Origin of the sequence: Cryobacterium sp. TMS1-13-1 (assembly GCF_004403125.1) — a bacterium.
GTDB classification, from domain to species: Bacteria; Actinomycetota; Actinomycetes; order Actinomycetales; family Microbacteriaceae; genus Cryobacterium; species Cryobacterium levicorallinum.
This window is the reverse complement of the sequence record NZ_SOGX01000004.1, coordinates 347047-364774: the sequence shown is the minus strand read 5'-3', so window position 1 is coordinate 364774 and position 17728 is coordinate 347047. Positions and strand designations below refer to the sequence as shown.

Below are 17728 nucleotides of genomic sequence, written 5' to 3'. Positions count from 1 at the left end.
CTCACCTTCCCGTGTGTGCCGTGATGTTGCTGGTGAGCTTGAGATATCCGAGGACGAAGCCGATTCCCCAGCAGAAGTGAATGCACGGCAAGACTACGAGAAAGTGCAGTCCTGCACGAAATCCGTCTGGTCGGGCCACCGCGAGAGTCGCGGCGATGACGATGAGCAGGTACCCGGCCGGAACAATCAGGCCGAGGAGCAGCCACGGCGTTGCGCCGAGAGCCAGCTGCAGGAGCCCCCCGAGGCCGAGGAGCACCCCGAGAGTCACACCGAGCACCATGGCCGGCGGCACGAAATAACGGATGCCGTTGGCCGCCGGGTAGCGCCGCGCGAGTTCTCCGCGCCACAGCCCGGTCGACAGCATCTGCCGCGCCAATTGGGCCAGGGTCGGCCGGGGCCGGTAGAGCACCCGCAGCTTCGGCGTGAACCAGACCAGGCCACCGGCCTCGCGCAGCCGACGGTTGAGGTCCCAGTCCTGGCCGCGTTTCACACCCTCGTCGAAGAGCCCGACGTCGAGGATGCTCTGGGTGCGAAAACAGCCCAGGTAGACCGTTTCGGCGGCCCCTTCCGCTCCGCCCACGTGGTGCGGTGTGCCGCCGAGGCCGATGCGGGTGCCGTAGGCGCGGGCTACAGCCCGTTCAAAGGCGCTGATTCCGCGAGCATCCATGATGCCGCCGACGTTGTCGGCGCCGGTGCGTTCGAGCGTTTCAACCGCGACGCGGGCGTACTCGGGGGGCAACACCGAGTGAGCGTCCACGCGAATGACGACCGCATATTGGGAGGCGCGAATGGCCGTGTTCAGGCCGGCCGGAGTCGACCCCACATCGTTGGCCACGACACGAATACGAGCATCTACGGCGGCCATTTCCTCGACCAGTTCGGTCGTTCCGTCGATGCTCGGTCCGAGCGCCAGGGTGACCTCAAACGGTCCCTGGTAGTCCTGCCCCAGCAGGCTCTCGACTGCAGCTCGCACGTGTGTCGCCTCGTTCAGCACGGGCATCACGTACGAGACCCCGGGCAGAAATCCCGTACTACCTTGGTGCACCTGGCTGGCCAGCTTTCCGATAATGGGGTAGGACGATCGAGCCTACCAGCCCGGCAATTCGCCGCGCGCCGACGTTCCGTCACGCGCCTGCAGACAAACACATCGCGTCGCCGGCGAGCCGGCGACGCGATGTGCAGTGCAGGAAGGGAGCGGGGCTTAGCTGGTGAGCTCGCCGACCGTGACCGAGACGGTGAACGACTTGCCGTCCCGCACATAGGTGAGGTCAGCGGTTCCACCGGCCGGGAGTACCCGCACCTGGGCGGTGAGGTCGATCGCGTCGGTGATCGGCACACCGTTGAAGTTGGTGATCACGTCGTCGGCTTGCAGGCCGGCCTGTTCGGCCGCACCACCGGAGCTGGCTTCGACGATGAGGGCGCCCACCGTGCTGCTGGTCGAGCTCGACGCGTCTCTGACGCTCGCACCGAGCAGGCCGTGCGTGGCCGTTCCATTGGCGATGATCTCATCGGAGATGCGCTGGGCGAAGTTCGACGGGATCGAGAATCCCACGCCGATGCTTCCGGCCGCCGACGACGCGGTCGTGCTGCCGGCGCTCGCGATGGCCACGTTGATACCGATCAGCTCACCGGCGTCATTCAGCAGGGCGCCACCGGAGTTACCGGGGTTGATGGCGGCATCCGTTTGAATCACGGGGAGGGAGATGCTCGCGGTGGCACCCTGGGAGCCCTGCGACTGTTCGCCGTTCTGGTTGGGGAAGTCGAAGAAGAACGGGTTCTGGCTGTCGCCCTCGTCGGGTACCGTCTGGTCGGGCGAGCTCGGTGCGGCCGAGCTTGCGACGGTGATGCTGCGGTTGAGGGCGCTGACGATGCCGTCAGTGACCGTGCCGGAAAGGCCGAGGGGGGCGCCGATGGCGATGGCGCTGTCGCCGACGTTGAGCTCAGAGGAGTCACCCCAGGTGATCGGGGTCAGGCCGCTGGCATCGGTCAGTTTGATCACGGCGAGGTCGGAGATAGGGTCGGTGCCGACGAGCGTAGCGGTGTACAGCTTGCCGTCGTTGCTCTTGACCTCGATCGTGACGTCCGAGGCGGCCCCGTCGAGCGTGACGACATGGGTGTTGGTGAGCACGTAGCCGTCTTCGGTGAGGATGACCCCTGAGCCGGTACCGCCCGAGGAGCCATTGGCGACATCGATGGTCACGACGCTCGGCGAGGCCTTCGCGGCGACGGCGGTGATCTGATTGACGCTCGTGGAGTCATTGACCACGACGTTGCTCGGGCCGGAGGCTTCGCTGACCCGGACTCCGTTGCTCTGGTTGCTCATCATCAGGGCGGTGATGCCGGCACCGGATGATCCGCCGACCAGGGCGCCGATAGCGAGGGCGGCGATGAGCGCGACGCTGCCCTTGCGGCGACCGGATTCCTTGGTCTTGCCGGCCGGGAACGGCTGCCCGGGGTAGGAATTAGCGGTGGCGTAGTCCTGCGGGGCGACGCTGGGGGCGTAGGCAGAGGCTGTGGCGGTCTCGACGGGGCGCCCGAAGGCATCCGTCGGGTAAGTGGAGGTTGGGTTCTCGGCCGGGTAGCCGGTCTCAGTCGCGGCAGGCTGGGTCGGTGCGTTGACGACCGGCACGGCGGGCTCGGAATTCGTCGGCGGGGCGGTCGGGGCCGAGGGTGCGGCCGGCGCTTCGGTGGGTGGCACCGGCGGTACCGTGGGCGGAGAAGCCTCGCCGGACTCATTCACGGCAAAGTCTGCTGCGTCATCAGCCGGATCGGGGGTGGTGCCAGAATCTTTATTGTTGTCGGTCATCGGGTGCTCCTTCCAAGCGTTGCCAGCTTTGCGCCCGAACCTGAACGTTCGGTATGTACGGCCTGAGAGCATTCAATGATCAAGCCGAGACCTTGCCGAGGCGATAGTTTGGAGCCCATGCAGGACTCATTCCACACAGAACATACCCCGATCGTCTCGGGTGCCTGGCGACGCACAGCCCGCGGGGCCGGGCTCCTCGCGGAAGACGGCAGCGTTGCAGCGAGCATATTCGCCGAGATGAGCGCGCTCGCAACGCGCACCGGTGCCATCAATCTCGGACAGGGCTTTCCGGATGAAGACGGACCGGCCGAGGTTCTCGAGGCCGCCCACCAGGCGATCAGCGACGGGGTGAACCAATATCCGCCTGGGCGCGGCCAGCCGGTCCTCCTCGAGGCGATTGCCCGGCACCAGCAGCGGTTCTACGGGCTGACGCTCGACCCCGGCAGTGAGATTCTGGTCACGGCCGGCGCAACCGAGGCGCTTGCGGCGACCATTCTGGCGCTGATCGAACCGGGTGACGAGGTCGTGACCTTCGAGCCGTTCTACGATGCCTACGGCGGACTGATCGGCCTGGGTGGCGGCATCCATCGAACGGTTCCGCTGCGTGCTCCCGACTTCCAGCCCGACCTCGACGCCCTGCGCGCCGCCGTGACCGATCGCACCCGACTGATCATCGTGAACGATCCGCACAACCCGACCGGCGCGACATTTTCCCGGGAGGCTGTGGAATTGATTGTCAAGCTCGCACACCAGCACGACGCGTTGATCGTCACGGATGAGGTGTACGAACACCTCACGTTCGGGGCGCCACACATTCCGATCGCGACGCTGGCGGGGGCGTGGGAGCGCACGGTCACCATTTCATCCGGGGGCAAGACGTTCAGCCTGACCGGCTGGAAGGTGGGGTGGCTGAGTGCGCCCGCCAAAATCGTGACCGCCATTCTCGCGGTCAAGCAGTTTCTCACTTATGTGAACGCGGCGCCGTTTCAGCCGGCCATCGCGGTGGGGCTCGACCTGCCGGACGCGTATTTTGCGCACATCGCCGCCGAGATGAAGGGCAAGCGCGATGTCCTGGCCACGGGGCTTCGCGCGGCCGGATTCGCCATCAGTGTGCCGCAGGGCTCGTATTTCATCGTGGCGGACGCCACACCGCTCGGTTTCACCGACGGTGCCGACCTCTGCCGCCGGCTCCCCGAACTGGCCGGGGTGGTCGCGGTGCCGATTGCGGCGTTCTGCTCCCCCGCGCACCGGGCCGAATATGCGCCGCTCGTGCGGTTCGCCTACTGCAAGAAAATAGAACTTCTGGAACAGGCGTCGGCCGAGCTGGCCGCCCTGTCCCGACGCTGACTGCGTAGCCCCCGTGTGCATAACTCCTGCAATTTCTGCGGCAGCGCGTTCTCAACCCCGGAATGACACGGAACTTTTTTCGACGCAACACGAATTGCAGGAGTTATGCACCCGCCCCCCGGGCGGGAGTGCAGTTAGGAAGCCAGGGCGGGGTAGTCGGTGTAGCCGCGGGCGCCGTCGGCATAGTAAGTGAGCGGGTTGGGCTCGTTGACCGGCAGGTCCTCCTGCCAGCGACGCAGCAGGTCGGGGTTCGCGATGGCCGCGCGACCGACCACGACGGCGTCCGCGACGTCGTCACGAACCAGGGCGAGGGCTTCGTCGCGCGAGGTGATCACGCCGAATCCGCTGTTCACCAGAAAGTTGCCACCGAAGCGCGCCCGCAGGTGTTGCACGAACTCCCCGGCCGGGTCGGCGTGCAGCACGCTCAGGTAAGCCAGGCCCAGCGGGGCGATCCCGCCGAGGAGGGCGCCATAGGTGGCCGCGAGGTCGTCGGCATCCGTTTCGAGGGCATCCTGAATGTTGTGCGCGGGCGAGATGCGCAGGCCGACCTTGCCGGCACCGATCGCCGCGGCGACCGCCGTGACAACGTCGATCACGAAACGGGCACGATTCTCGGGCGACCCGCCGAAGGAGTCGCCCCGCACGTTGGAGGCCGGCGAGAGGAATTCGTGCAGCAGGTAGCCGTTGGCGCCGTGCAGCTCCACGCCGTCGAATCCGGCCGCGATGGCGTTCTTCGACGCGCGCACGAAGTCCTCGATAATGCCCGGCAACTCCTCGGCGGTCAGTGCGTGGGGCACGGGAAAGTCCTGCTTGCCGTCGTAGGTGCGGGTACTTCCGGTGATGGCGATCGCGCTGGGCCCAACGACGCGGTAGCCGCCGGTGGTGGCTTCGTGCGTGACCCGACCGGCGTGCATGACCTGGGCGACAATGCGTCCGCCGGCGGCGTGCACGGAGTCGGTCACGGCCTGCCAGCCGGCGAGCTGCTCCGGTTCAACCAGACCGGGCTGACCGGGAAAGCCCTGGCCGGCGTGGCTCGGGTAGGTGCCCTCGCTCACGATCAGGCCGAGTGTGGCTCGCTGCGTGTAGTGCAGGGCCACCAGCTCGCCGGGGACCCCAGACTGGCCAGAACGGATGCGGGTCAGCGGCGCCATCACGAGGCGGTTGGGCAGCTGTAGGTCGCCGAGGGTCAGCGGGGAAAAGAGGTTCACGGGTACTTCTTTCTGAAAATAACGAGTCAGCCGGTCAGTCAGATCGACAGGTTCAGGGAGGACGGGCGAGCGGTCGTCGCTCTTCGCCCGTAGGCGGCAACGGCCGCGGCGCACTCGATATTCCTGCCTGTTAATTGGCTCAACGCGTGCGCTTCCTGCGCGTTGAGATTTCGTGCCCCATCTTTGTCAGGGCTGGGAGCAATCCAGCGCGGTCTGCGCACCGAACTATGCACATGAGCATCTTGATGACCCGACCAACGAGCAGAAGCCTCTCCGTCGCGACCGCCCTTGATACTCCGGGGCCGCGGCCGAAGCCCGGCCCGCCCCCGGCGCAACCCGTGCCGGCACCGATCCCCGAGCCGGCTGCCCAGCCCCGACCGGCACCCCCGGCGACCGTGCTGGGCTACAGCCCCTTCGCGCTCGACCCGGATGCGCGTCATTTTGGGCTGACGACCAGTTCGATGCGGCTGCGCGGCTGCACCGTCGTCGTACGGCATGGGCGCCGCACGACCAGCCAGACCGCGACCATTCTGCTGCACGGTGCTGCCGGATCCTGGACGACCTGGACGCCCCTGCTGCAGGCGGCCCACGCCACCGAACGTGACCTGCCCGATCTGATCATTCCCGACCTGCCAGGATGGGGCGACTCGCCGCTTCCCGCGGATGAAGCAAGCCTGACCGTCGAGTCGATGGCCGAGACAGTCGCCGAGGTGGCGCGCGCCCTCGGCTATGAGCGGTGGAACGTCGTGGGTCATTCCATGGGAGGGTTCATCGCGTTGCAGCTGGCGGCGAGCGAGACGCGGGCGACAGCATCCGTCGGTCTGGTCTCGGCCACGTCGTTTTCAATCCAGGACAGCGTGCGCCACCCGATTCGCCACTTCTTCGTGTTGCCGGCGTTCACCACGCTGCTGCTGACGATGCGGATGCTGCGGCTGGGCGGCAGCGCCAGCCGTAGCCTGATCACGGCCCTCGCCCGACTGAATCTACTGCGCGGCCTCGTCGCGCCGCTGTTTCGCCGCCCCGGAATCATCGACGGGGCCGTGGTCGCCGCGCTCGGAACCGAAGTGCGTCCAGCCGGGTTCGTGCTGGCCGCTGTCCGCGCCGGCGCCTACGACGCAACCCGGCGGTGGGCTCAGATCGTGTGCCCGGTGCGCGCCGTGCACGGTGACGACGACGTGTTCGTCACAGCGGCCGACGACGCGAAGCTGCGCGAGGTTGTGCCCCAGTGCGTGATCAGCACGATTGCGGGAGCCGGGCACTTCGGTCAGATCGAACGCCCGCTCGAAGTGCTGCTTCGGCTCGAATTCGCCGCTCCGCTGCCGGTCGACCAAGCCACAACGTGACAATGCGCTGGGCACTTGCTGAACTGCTTGTATTTGTCCCCCGAACGGAGGACAGTGATTAGGAGTACCCGGTTCCACGCTAAAGTGCAGGCTTCGCTTTCAATCGTTACTGCGCCAGTGTTTCAACACCCTCTGCTTCTCGTTGCGGGCAGCACGACCGACCGAAGGTAGCACTCATGGGCTCGCTCACGTATGACCGTGTCGTCGTGGAATTCGAAGACCGAATGTTGGCACATCTGCAACTCGTGATCGTTCAGAAACTGCGCCGCGGTGAGAGCTTTCTGCTCTCCTGGCGCGACGCCTCAGTGGTCGGCGACGGGCGGAGTTCGGCCTGGCTGCACCCGGCAATTCCGCTCTATTTCAAGTTCGCCGGTGGCCACGCCCCGACCATCAATCCGAACTGGGTCGCTCAGCTCACCCGTTCGGCTAACAGCTCCCAGGGGCTCGTCGTGACCGCCGAAGAGAGTGCGGCCGTCGACGCCAACCACACGCCCAAGATTGAACCGGCCATCGGAATTCGGGCGGCCGCCCAGACCCACGCGACCAAGGCGAGCGTCAGCGAACGCTAGCCGGGTCAGCGTCGTCAGAATCAGCGCGGCACTACGGCGAACCGGCGCAGCGCCAGGGCCGGGTTGATCGCGCGCACCGTTGCAACGCGGGCCGGTTCCAGGAAGGCAATCGCGACATCCGCTGCCTCCCCAAGACTCACCAACGCGACGCCCATCGGGTCGATGATCAGGCTCGTACCCACGCCGATCGGCGGCGTGTGATCGGCGGCGGCCACGAACACGGTGTTCTCGAGAGCCCGGGCCGTCAGCAGCGTTCGCCAATGGTGCTCCTTGAGGGGGCCGCGCACCCACTCGGCCGGCACCAGCACCAGGGTCGCTCCGGCATCGACGAGGCGACGGGTTACTTCGGGAAAGCGAATATCGTAACAGGTCTGCAGGCCCACCCGCAGTCCACCGACCTCGAAGATCTCAGGATCGTCGAGGTCCCCCGGCAGCACCCAGTCGGATTCGCGATCGCCGAAGGCGTCGTAGAGGTGCAGTTTGCGATAGCTCGCGACGAGGCGTCCGGTCGGATCGACGGCGACGAGGGTGTTCGAAAACCGGGCCGGGTCCTCCGTCGTCTCGAGCATGCCGGCCACAATGTGGATGCCCAGCTCGGCTGCGAGCGAAGCGAGCGCCGTACCGAACGGGCCATCGAGCGGCTCCGCGGCGGCCACGAAGGCCGGCCCGAGTTTGGGCTCGAAGAAGGCCGAGTACTCCGGGAACACGACCAGGTGGGCACCACGCCGGGCTGCGGTCGTCGCCAGCTGGCGAATCACGGCCCGGTTCTGCGCTTTATCGGTCCCCGGCGCGAACTGGGCGACGGCAACGCCCACCGCGGCTGGCTGGTCTGGCTGCGCTTTTGGGCTCATGGCGAAAGCATAGCTGGCGGCCGATGCCGACACCGTGGGACAAACGGATTGGTCTTTGCGGCAAATTCGAGGGGTTTCGATGGCTACCGTTAACAATTGCTGGGTAGGTTGAACGGGTGACCTCCGCTATCGCGCCTCATCCCCTGGCTTCTCGCGCGCTGGCCCGACCCGATTTCACCCTCCGGTCAACCGGATGGTCAGCCTTTCTCGTGGGTCTCGTCGCCTTCGTCGTGTCGGCCGCCTGGTCCTGGCAGCCGTCGTACTGGGGCGATGAAGCGGCCAGTGTGATGTCCGCCGAGCGGTCACTGCCTTCACTGTTCCTGATGCTCGGCAACATCGATGCGGTGCACGGCGCCTACTACCTGTTTCTACACGGCTGGATTGACCTGTTCGGCGCCTCCGAGTTCTCCACCCGGCTGCCGAGCGCGATCGCGATCGGCGCTGCCGCCGCCGGCACCGTCGTTCTGGCCGAAAAATTCATCTCCCACCCGGCGGCGATCGGCGCCGGCCTGATCTTCGCCGTGCTGCCCCGGGTGACCTACATGGGGTCTGAAGCGCGATCGACGGCGATCGCGACGGCGATCGGCGTGTGGCTGACCGTGCTGCTGGTGCTCGCGGTGCGCAGCCGCACCGCGAGTCGCCGGCGGCAGATCGCCCTGTGGGGTGGCTACTCCCTGCTGCTCGCATTGGGAATATACGTCTTCCTTTACCTGGCCCTGCTGCTTCCGGTACATGCCGTGGCGGTCGTGGCGCTGGCCCGCCGGCATCCGCTTCGCCGACCCACTGCCCGACTCTGGTGGAGCCTGGCACTCTGGCTGGGGGCAAGCCTGCTCGGGCTACTGCTGGCCCTGCCCATTCTGCTCGCGGGCTCAGCCCAGCGGGAGCAGATCGCGTTCATCGGCCGCCGCCCAAGGGTCACCGTCTCTGAAGCCGCGGTCATGCAGTGGTTCGACACCGTTCCGGTCGCGATCATGGCCTGGGCGCTCATTATCGTGGCCGTCCTGGCCGTATTTTTTCGGCTCCGCGGCACGCACTATCAGGCTGGTCTGCCCAGCCGCGGTGCGCTGAGCATTTTCCTGGCCTGGATGCTGCTGCCGAGCGGCATCCTCTTGATCGGCAACGAGTTAGTCACCCCCATGTATTCGACGCGCTACCTGTCGATCTGCGCCCCGGCGGTGGCCATCGTGATCGCCGTGGGGGTGGCCGCTCTGGCCAATAATTGGCTGCGCGCCGCAAGCGTTGCCCTGCTCGTGGCCACCATCGTGCCCGCCTACACCGTGCAACGCGGTGAATTCGGCAAGAACGAGGGCAGCGACTGGCGTCAGGTGGCGGCCGTGCTGGCCGCCGAGGCGTTGCCCGGCGACGGCGTCGTCTTCGACCAGAGCGTGCGCCCATCGCGCATTCCGCGGCTGGCCATGCACCTCTACCCCGAGGCGTTCGCCGGCCTGCACGACGTGACATTGACCCGTTCCTACAGCGACACGGCCTGGCTCTGGGACGAAGTAGCCCCGCTGACCGACGCGCTTCCGGCCGTAGCGAACCTCAACACGGTCTGGCTGCTGCAATACTCGGGGAGTGCGGACTGGCGAAATGAAACGGATGTCCGCACGCTGCAACTCCAAGGATTCCGCGTCGACGAGACGACGCTGGTCAACCGCACCATCATTATTGAAATGACGAGGTAAGCCAGTGCCCCAGAACTCCGCAGCCACCACGCTGGTCATCATTCCCACCTACAACGAGGCCGAGAACGTGGCCAGCATTGTTGAACGCGTTCGCTCGAGCGTCCCCGCGGCGCACATTTTGGTCGTCGATGACGCCTCCCCCGACGGCACCGGCAGCCTCGCCGATCAGCTTGCCGTCTCGGATTCGGCCGTACACGTTCTGCATCGCACCGACAAGACCGGCCTCGGCGCCGCCTACCTCGAGGGTTTCGGCTGGGCTCTCAGCCACGGCTATACCCAGCTTGTGCAACTCGACGCCGATGGATCCCACCGGCCGGAGCAACTCGCCAGTCTGCTGACCGCGGCCGAAACGGCCGACGTGGTGCTGGGATCGCGCTGGATACCGGGTGGGGCCATCGAGAATTGGCCCTGGCATCGACGCGCGCTCTCCCGCGGCGGGTCCTTCTACTCCCGGATGGTGCTGCGACTGCCCCAACGCGACGCCACCGGCGGCTACCGAGTGTATTCGGCCCGCGCCCTGTCACGCATGGACCTCTCCAGCGTGGACAGCCTTGGCTACTGCTTTCAGATCGAGATGCTGCTGCACGCCGTGCGCGCCGACCTGCGCGTCATCGAGGTGCCAATCACCTTCGTCGAGCGGGTGCGCGGGTCGTCGAAGATGAGCCCGCGCATCGCGATCGAGGCGATGGCCCGGGTGACGCTCTGGGGGGTGACAGGCATGGGCATCAGCCGGGCCGGCGCGCGCGCAACTGCCGCAGCCCGCGGAGCCTGACTCCCAACGAATTTAGTTGCGGACCTGTGTGCGCAACAACAACAACGGACGACCGCCGTGGATGAGTTGTGCCAGCCGGACAACGACGGGTTTTCGTCACATTCGGGTGTTTGAGTCAGTTTGACTATATGATGGATCCAGCAGTTAGAGTCAACTAGACCTTTACGACTGGATCCCCGTGCTGGAACATTCCGTACAGACACCCCCGATCGCGCAGCAGAGCCCGCTCGCCGTTGGAGACGCCCCGGCGAGCGCTGCGGGGTCAGGCGCTGCGGGTTCAAGCCTGGCCGTGTCGACCGTGATCTTCGCCCTGCGCCCCGACGACGAGTCCGGGCTCAAGACCCTGTGGCTGCCCCTCGTTCGGCGCACCCGCGACCCCCACCGAGATCTTTGGGCGCTGCCGGGCGGATGGCTGCCGGCCGACGAAGAACTTGCCGCAGCCGCAGCACGCACCCTGCGCGAGACCACGGAGCTGTCGCCACGCTACCTCGAGCAGCTTTATACCTTCGGCGATATCGACCGCTCCCCCGGGCTGCGCGTGGTCTCCGTCGTGTACTGGGCGCTGGTGCGCTCGGAGGTCGCGGAGCGGGCATCCGTTGGTGAAAACGTGCGGTGGTTCGCGGCCGACCAACTGCCACCGCTGGCGTTTGACCACAACCGCATCGTGGAATACGCGCTCTGGCGCCTGCGCACCAAGGTCGAATATGCACGCATCGCGCACGCCTTTCTCGGAGACACCTTCACCCTCGCCCAGTTGCGCGAGGTGCACGAGGCCGTGCTGCAGAAGGCGCTCGATCCGGCCAATTTTCGGCGGTCGATCGAGTCGAGCGGCACCCTGATCAGCACCGATCAGCACGTAGCCGGCGCCCGCCATCGACCGGCGCGGCTCTACCGCTATGACGGTCGCGGCAACGAGCACGACCCGCCCGGGCCCACGCTCTAACCCCTGTTCTCACTTCTCACCACCTCTCAAGGAGCACGACCATGACTATTCCCTCGGTCGAGACCACCATTCGTCTCATCGGCACCGGCAAAGCCGCCGGCAGCACGTGCAGCCCCGACCTGGCAACAGATCCGTGGGAATTCGACACCCGAGCCCCGGGCTACGGCCCCGGATCGTCGATGGGTGACGTTATTCCGGCCGGCTCTCCCCGCCAGGGCGCACTGCCCGAGCGCTACCGCACTGCCTCGCCGGAGGAACTCAGCGCCCGCATCGTCGAGGCCAAGAACGTGCTCGGCGACTCGGTCGTCATTCTCGGACACTTCTACCAGCGCGATGAGGTGCTGCGGCACGCCGATTTCGTCGGCGACAGCTTTCAGCTCGCCCAGGCCACCCAGAGCCGCCCCGACGCCGCCGCGATCGTGTTCTGTGGCGTGCACTTTATGGCCGAAACCGCCGACCTGCTCTCCGGGCCCGATCAGGCCGTCATTCTGCCGAACCTCGCCGCCGGCTGCTCGATGGCCGACATGGCCGACATCGACTCGGTCACCGAGTGTTGGGAACAGCTCGAAGACCTCTACGGCACCGAAGCGGATGCCTCCGGCCGGGTTCCGGTCATTCCGGTCACCTACATGAATTCCTCCGCCGCGCTCAAGGGCTTCTGCGGCGAGCACGGCGGCATCGTCTGCACCTCCTCGAACGCCAAGGCCGTGCTCGAGTGGGCCTTCGAACGCGGCCAGCGCGTATTGTTCTTCCCCGACCAGCACCTCGGCCGCAATACCGCCAAGGCGATGGGGGTGCCGCTCGACCAAATGCCGATGTGGAACCCGACCAAGCCGCTCGGCGGCAACACGGCCGAGCAACTCGACACCGCCCGCGTCGTGCTCTGGCACGGTTTCTGCAGCGTGCACCGCCGCTTCACCGTGCCGCAGATCGACGCCGCCCGCGCCGAGCACCCCGGCGTGCGGGTCTTGGTGCACCCGGAATGCCCGATGGCGGTCGTCGACGCCGCCGACTCGGCCGGATCCACCGACTTCATCGCCAAGGCCATCGCAGCAGCTCCGGCCGGTACAACCTTCGCCATCGGCACCGAGATCAACCTCGTGAACCGGCTCGCCGCCCAGCACCCAGAGCACGAGATATTCTGCCTCGACCCGGTGATCTGCCCCTGCTCGACCATGTACCGCATCCACGCCGGCTACCTGGCCTGGGTGCTCGAGGCGCTCGTCGGTGGCGGTGAGGCGCCGGGCCAGGTCCTCAACCAGATCACGGTGTCGGCCGATGTCGCCGTACACGCGCGCGTCGCCCTCGAGCGGATGCTGGCGGCCCGACCGCCGATCCTGGTCGGCGCCTGACATGGCCGCGATCCTCGTGATCGGCAGCGGCCTCGGCGGCCTGCTGGGCGCCGTGCGGGCAGCGGATGCCGGCCACCAGGTGGTGCTGGTCACCAAGTCGGTACTGCCCGAGAGTAATACCCGCTATGCCCAGGGCGGAATCGCCGCCGCCCTGTTTCGGGACGACTCGGTGGACGCCCACGTGCTCGACACGCTGCGCGCCGGCGCCGGTCTGTGCGACCCGGCGGCCGTGCGCGTGCTCTGTGAGGAGGGTCCGGCGCGGGTGCGCGACCTGATTCGATTCGGCGTGGACTTCGACCGGGATGAATCCGGCGTGGCCCGCGGCCTCGAAGCCGCCCACTCCCGCTCCCGCGTCGTGCACGCCGGCGGTGACGCCACCGGCGCCGCGGTCGAGGCAGCGCTCGTGGCGACCGTGCAACGCCGCGCCACGATCGAGGTGCGGGAGCACACCATGCTGGTCGACCTGATCGTGTACGATGACCGGGTGACGGGCGCCCGCGTGCTCGGCCCGGACGGCGTGCAGCTTTCGCTGGCCGCTGACGCCGTGATCCTGGCCACCGGCGGCGCCGGCGCGCTGTTCACGCACACCACCAATCCCTCCGTCGCAACCGGGGACGGGGTGGCGGCGGCGTGGCGAGCGGGAGCATCCGTTACCGATCTGGAGTTTTACCAGTTTCACCCGACCGCCCTCGCCGTGCCCGGCACACCGCTCGTGTCGGAGGCGGTGCGCGGTGAAGGCGCCGTGCTGCGCGATCAACTCGGCGATCGCTTTATGCTCGCCGAGCACGCCGACGCTGAGCTCGCGCCGCGCGACGTCGTCGCCCGGGCGATCGCCAGCCAGATGGAGCAGCAGGGCGGCACGCCGGTGCTGCTCGACGCAACCGCACTGGGCCGCGAGCTGCTCGAAACCCGGTTTCCCACGATCACAGCGGCCTGCCGGGCTGCCGGTTTGGACTGGGCGGTCGATCCGATTCCGGTGGCTCCGGCCGCTCACTACTGGATGGGCGGCGTTGAAACGGATGCCTGGGGTCGAACCAGCCTGCCCGGCCTCTTCGCCGTGGGAGAGGTCGCCCGCACAGGGGCGCACGGCGCCAACCGGCTCGCTTCCAACTCCCTGCTCGAGGCGGCCGTGTTCGCGGACCGAGCCGTACGCGCGCTCGGCGAGCCCTGGCGGGCGAGCACGACGCTGTCGCCATGCACAGTGCTCTCCCCCAGCTTCGCCAACGCGACCCGCTCTGAACACCTCCCCCACCCGCTGTTCGACCCGGCCAACGCGAGCCAACCTGCGGATAGCTCCCCCTCGCTGGTCGAGCCTGCCGAGACCGCCACGAGAACACCGCCGGCCGGTCTCGGCACGCTGGTCAACCGCCACACGTTGCAGCAGCTCCTCTGGGACTCTGCCGGAGTACACCGCTCCGGCGTCGGCCTCAGGCACGCCGCTCACAGCCTCACCCAGTGGGTCTCGCCGCCAGCGACCAGCCGCGACGTCGCCGCCCTCGAAGACCGCAACCTGCTCGACCTGGCCCGCCTACTCGTGAGCGCAGCCCTGGCCCGCGAGGAGTCGCGCGGCGCGCACTACCGCTCCGACTTCACCGACACCCGGCCCGAACTCGCCCTGTCTTACTCGCAATCCCGCTCACTCATTCCGGCCAAGGAGGCCATCGCATGCTGAGCAATCACTCCATCGACGTTGTCGTGCAGGCCGCCCTCGACGAGGACGCGCCCTGGGGCGATCTCACTTCGGCCGTGCTCATTCCGGAAGACGCCGTCGCGACCGCCCGGCTCGAGGCGCGCGAACCCGGCGTATTTAGCGGCACCGCCGTCTTCGCGGCGGCCTTTCGCTTGACCGACCCGCGCATTGAGGTGCGTCCGTTCGTCCAGGACGGCGATTCGTTCGACACCGGCGCCACGCTGGCCGAGGTGACCGGCCCCGCCCGCGGTATCCTGCAGGCGGAGCGCATCGGGCTGAACTTCGTGCAGCGGATGAGCGGAATCGCCACCCTGACCGCCCGGTACGTCGCCGAGACGGCCGGCACCACGGCCCGCATCGTCGACACCCGCAAGACCACGCCCGGGCTGCGCGCCCTGGAGCGCCAGGCCGTGCGCGATGGCGGCGGCCACAACCACCGGTTCAGCCTCTCCGACACGGTGATGGCCAAGGACAACCACCTCGCCATCCTCGCGGCCGGCCCGCTCGGCCTGACCGAGGCCCTGCTTGAAGTGCGGGCGAAGCTTTCGCACACCACCCACTTCGAGGTGGAGGTCGACCGGCTCGACCAGATCGACGACGTACTCGCGGCCGGCATCGACACGATCATGCTCGACAATTTCAGCCCCGCAGACCTGATTCAAGGGGTTCAGCAGATCGCCGGGCGGGCCATCGTCGAGGCCAGCGGCGGAGTCTCGCTCGCTACGGTTCGCGCGATCGCGGCATCCGGTGTCGACGTCATCTCGGTCGGTGCGCTCACCCACAGCGTGCACTCGCTCGACCTCGGGCTCGACGTGGCCATTCGGGTGAGCGAGCCGGCCGGATTCGCACTTGCGAACCCATGATCTACCTGGACAACGCCGCAACGACCCCGGTGCGCCGCGAAGCGCTTACGGCCATGTGGCCGCACCTCACGAGCGGCTTCGGCAACCCGTCGAGCCACCACCAGGTCGGTGAGGCGGCCGCCTCCGCGCTGCGGGAGGCGCGGCGCAGTGTCGCCCGGTCGCTCGGCTGCCGCCCCGGCGAGGTGACCTTCACGAGCGGCGGAACCGAAAGCGACAACCTCGCCGTCAAGGGGATCGCCCTCGGCGCCCCGCGCGGCCACCACATCGTGACCACTCCGATCGAACACGAGGCCGTGCTCGACTCCTGCGATTACCTGCGCCGACTGCACGGTTTTGAGATCACCCTGCTGCCAGTGGATGCCGCCGGCCGCGTCGACCCCGCCGACCTGGCCCGCGCGCTCCGCCCCGACACGACCCTGGTCTCGGTGCACTACGCCAACAACGAGGTCGGCACCGTGCAGCCCCTGGCTGAACTGGCCGCTGTCGCGCAGGGTGTGCCCTTTCACACCGACGCGGTGCAGGCCGGTGGCTGGCTCGACCTCAACGTAAAAGCCCTCGGCGTGGACGCACTGAGCCTCTCCGGCCACAAGCTCGGTGCTCCCCCCGGCATCGGCGCCGTCTTTCTGCGCGGCCGCCTCGTGATCGAGCCGCTGCTGCACGGCGGTGGCCAGGAGCGCGGCAAGCGCAGCGGCACCGAGAACGTCGCCGGTGCGGTGGCCCTGGCCGTGGCGCTCCGCCTGGCCGGTGAGGAACGGGCTCTCACTGCCCAGCGCACCAGCGCCCTCCGCGACGAGTTCATCGGCACGGTACTGCGCGAGACGCCGTCGGCCCGGCTCACCGGCCACCCGACCGAACGCCTGCCGGGCACCGCGTCCTTTGTCTTTCCCGGCACCAGCGGCGAGGCGGTGTTGCTCGAGCTCGAAGCGCGCGGCATCGTCTGTTCGAGCGGGTCCGCCTGCGCGGCCGGCAGCAGCGAGCCTTCGCATGTGCTCACCGCCATGGGGGTGTCGGCCGATCTGGCGCAGACCGCGGTGCGGTTCACGCTGGGTGCTGGCACGTCGGCGGCGGAGGCGGCCGAGGCGGCGGCATCCGTTCGTGCGGCGGTAGCTGCGGTCGCCAGTCTCGGCACCTGACGCGAACCAAGTCGGCACGGTCCGGCCAACGCTAGAGTCATCGTTATGAGCAGATCTCAGGTCGGGCCTGCGCTGGTACTCGTGAGCCTGAGCCTCACGCTCATGCTGAGCGTGACTGCGTGTGCGCCCCTGAACCTGCCCCGGTCGCCATCGTCGTCGACGATACCGCGAGTGATGCCCACCCCCAACTCGCCGAGGCGCCCACGGCACGCGACGTTGCAGGTTGCCCGCGCGCGACGATCAACGTGGCATCCGCTGACGAGCTGTCCTCGGCACTCATCGACGCCGCGCCCGGGGACGTCATCGGGCTGGCGGACGGAAACTATCAGGGCAACTTCGTCGCGACGACATCAGGCACCGTCGACGAGCCGATCACTCTGTGCGGAGGAACCGACAGTGTGCTCGACGGCGGCGACCCGATGAACGGCTACGTGATGCATCTCGACGGCGCCCAGTATTGGAATCTGGTGGGGTTTTCTGTCACCAACGCGCAAAAAGGTGTCATGGCTGACGGTACTGTCGGGTCCACCATTCGCGCACTGACCGTCTCTACGATCGGCGACGAAGCCATCCACCTTCGCCGGTTCAGCACCGACAACACCGTCGCCGACAACACCGTTTTCGACACCGGGTTGCGCAAACCGAAGTTCGGCGAGGGTGTCTATATCGGCACAGCCGACAGCAACTGGTGCGATATCAGCGGATGCCAGCCAGACCGGAGCGATCGCAACACGGTGACGGGCAACTCGTTCTCGCAGACTACCTCAGAAGCCGTCGATGTGAAGGAGGGCACGAGCAATGGAATTGTCAGCCAGAATACCTTCGACTGGTCGGCGCTGAGCGAGGCCGACTCCTGGGTGGATATCAAGGGAAACGGCTGGGTCATCGACTCGAACACCGGCACGAATTCGCTCCGTGACGGTTTTCAGACCCACGAGATCCTCGACGGGTGGGGCACAGACAATATCTTCCGCAATAACACCGCCGCCGTGAACGGTCCGGGCTTTGGCTATTCGATGACGTGGGAGCTCAGCAATATTGTCGAATGCAATAACACCGCCACCGGCGCTGCGGAGGGCGTCATGAATGTGACCTGCCGCGCCTCCTGACAACGTCGCTATGACCTGATATTGTCATGACAACCAGCCAAAGCTCTTGGCATGTCA

15 protein-coding genes are annotated in these 17728 nt (G+C 67.3%); 11 read left to right on the top strand and 4 right to left on the bottom strand.

From position 1 onward, the window contains the following. Position 1: 1 nt before the first annotated feature. A complete protein-coding gene (locus E3T31_RS03460) occupies positions 2-1057 on the bottom strand; it encodes a glycosyltransferase family 2 protein (RefSeq protein WP_370304244.1) in 1056 nt (351 codons plus the stop codon). Between the two features lie 144 nt (positions 1058-1201). Continuing rightward, complete coding sequence (locus E3T31_RS03455) at positions 1202-2806, bottom strand: S1C family serine protease (RefSeq protein ID WP_134467470.1); 1605 nt, start codon at positions 2804-2806, stop codon at positions 1202-1204. 117 nt (positions 2807-2923) lie between these two features. Between E3T31_RS03455 and E3T31_RS03450 the strand changes: the two genes are divergently transcribed. Further along, positions 2924-4153 (top strand): aminotransferase class I/II-fold pyridoxal phosphate-dependent enzyme, encoded by a 1230-nt coding sequence (locus tag E3T31_RS03450; protein ID WP_134467469.1) that lies wholly within the window; start codon positions 2924-2926, stop codon positions 4151-4153. A 134-nt stretch (positions 4154-4287) separates the two neighbouring features. Here the strand turns inward: E3T31_RS03450 and E3T31_RS03445 are convergent, their stop codons facing one another. Continuing rightward, a complete protein-coding gene (locus tag E3T31_RS03445; protein WP_134467468.1) occupies positions 4288-5361 on the bottom strand; it encodes an alkene reductase in 1074 nt (357 codons plus the stop codon). Between the two features lie 338 nt (positions 5362-5699). Between E3T31_RS03445 and E3T31_RS03440 the strand changes: the two genes are divergently transcribed. Both E3T31_RS03440 and E3T31_RS03435 read left to right on the top strand, forming a co-directional pair. Next, positions 5700-6704 (top strand): alpha/beta fold hydrolase, encoded by a 1005-nt coding sequence (locus E3T31_RS03440; RefSeq protein WP_166788373.1) that lies wholly within the window; start codon positions 5700-5702, stop codon positions 6702-6704. 176 nt (positions 6705-6880) lie between these two features. Then, positions 6881-7273 (top strand): ATP-dependent DNA ligase, encoded by a 393-nt coding sequence (locus E3T31_RS03435; RefSeq protein ID WP_241977573.1) that lies wholly within the window; start codon positions 6881-6883, stop codon positions 7271-7273. Between the two features lie 20 nt (positions 7274-7293). Here E3T31_RS03435 and E3T31_RS03430 read toward each other — a convergent pair whose 3' ends face one another. After that, on the bottom strand, positions 7294-8124 hold the full coding sequence (locus E3T31_RS03430) for a carbon-nitrogen hydrolase family protein (protein WP_134467466.1): 831 nt from the start codon (positions 8122-8124) through the stop codon (positions 7294-7296). Positions 8125-8240: 116 nt separating this feature from the next. Between E3T31_RS03430 and E3T31_RS03425 the strand changes: the two genes are divergently transcribed. The 8 genes from E3T31_RS03425 (at position 8241) to E3T31_RS03390 (ending at position 17671) form a co-directional block, all read left to right on the top strand. Beyond that, positions 8241-9809 carry a glycosyltransferase family 39 protein gene (locus tag E3T31_RS03425; RefSeq protein WP_134467465.1) on the top strand — a complete coding sequence of 523 codons (1569 nt, stop codon included), beginning with the start codon at positions 8241-8243 and terminating at the stop codon, positions 9807-9809. Between the two features lie 4 nt (positions 9810-9813). Then, entirely contained in the window at positions 9814-10581 is a 768-nt protein-coding gene (locus tag E3T31_RS03420) for a polyprenol monophosphomannose synthase (protein ID WP_134467464.1), read from the top strand. A 283-nt stretch (positions 10582-10864) separates the two neighbouring features. Then, positions 10865-11524, top strand: a complete 660-nt coding sequence (locus tag E3T31_RS03415) for an NUDIX domain-containing protein (RefSeq protein WP_241977617.1) — start codon at positions 10865-10867, stop codon at positions 11522-11524. Between the two features lie 41 nt (positions 11525-11565). Next, the gene (gene nadA, locus E3T31_RS03410; protein ID WP_134467463.1) at positions 11566-12876 is read left to right on the top strand and encodes a quinolinate synthase NadA; all 1311 of its coding nucleotides are present in this window, start codon (positions 11566-11568) and stop codon (positions 12874-12876) included. Position 12877: 1 nt separating this feature from the next. Beyond that, positions 12878-14548 (top strand): L-aspartate oxidase, encoded by a 1671-nt coding sequence (gene nadB / locus E3T31_RS03405; RefSeq protein WP_134467462.1) that lies wholly within the window; start codon positions 12878-12880, stop codon positions 14546-14548. Next, positions 14542-15429: a carboxylating nicotinate-nucleotide diphosphorylase gene (nadC, locus tag E3T31_RS03400; RefSeq protein ID WP_134467461.1), complete on the top strand. Its 888-nt coding sequence runs from the start codon at positions 14542-14544 to the stop codon at positions 15427-15429. The genes nadB and nadC overlap by 7 nt, the downstream gene beginning before the upstream one ends. Beyond that, positions 15426-16562 (top strand): cysteine desulfurase family protein, encoded by a 1137-nt coding sequence (locus E3T31_RS03395; RefSeq protein ID WP_134467460.1) that lies wholly within the window; start codon positions 15426-15428, stop codon positions 16560-16562. The genes nadC and E3T31_RS03395 overlap by 4 nt, the downstream gene beginning before the upstream one ends. A gap of 119 nt (positions 16563-16681) precedes the next feature. Further along, entirely contained in the window at positions 16682-17671 is a 990-nt protein-coding gene (locus E3T31_RS03390) for a right-handed parallel beta-helix repeat-containing protein (RefSeq protein WP_241977571.1), read from the top strand. The last annotated feature ends 57 nt before the right edge of the window (positions 17672-17728 follow it).

Excerpts from the sequence above, each read along its gene's own strand:
- E3T31_RS03395 (WP_134467460.1), top strand. The coding sequence starts at position 15,426 with ATGATCTACCTGGACAACGCCGCAACGACCCCGGTGCGCCGCGAAGCG.
- E3T31_RS03455 (WP_134467470.1), bottom strand. The coding sequence starts at position 2,806 with ATGACCGACAACAATAAAGATTCTGGCACCACCCCCGATCCGGCTGAT.
- E3T31_RS03430 (WP_134467466.1), bottom strand. The coding sequence starts at position 8,124 with ATGAGCCCAAAAGCGCAGCCAGACCAGCCAGCCGCGGTGGGCGTTGCC.
- E3T31_RS03450 (WP_134467469.1), top strand. The coding sequence starts at position 2,924 with ATGCAGGACTCATTCCACACAGAACATACCCCGATCGTCTCGGGTGCC.
- nadC (WP_134467461.1), top strand. The coding sequence starts at position 14,542 with ATGCTGAGCAATCACTCCATCGACGTTGTCGTGCAGGCCGCCCTCGAC.
- E3T31_RS03435 (WP_241977573.1), top strand. The coding sequence starts at position 6,881 with ATGGGCTCGCTCACGTATGACCGTGTCGTCGTGGAATTCGAAGACCGA.
- nadA (WP_134467463.1), top strand. The coding sequence starts at position 11,566 with ATGACTATTCCCTCGGTCGAGACCACCATTCGTCTCATCGGCACCGGC.
- nadB (WP_134467462.1), top strand. The coding sequence starts at position 12,878 with ATGGCCGCGATCCTCGTGATCGGCAGCGGCCTCGGCGGCCTGCTGGGC.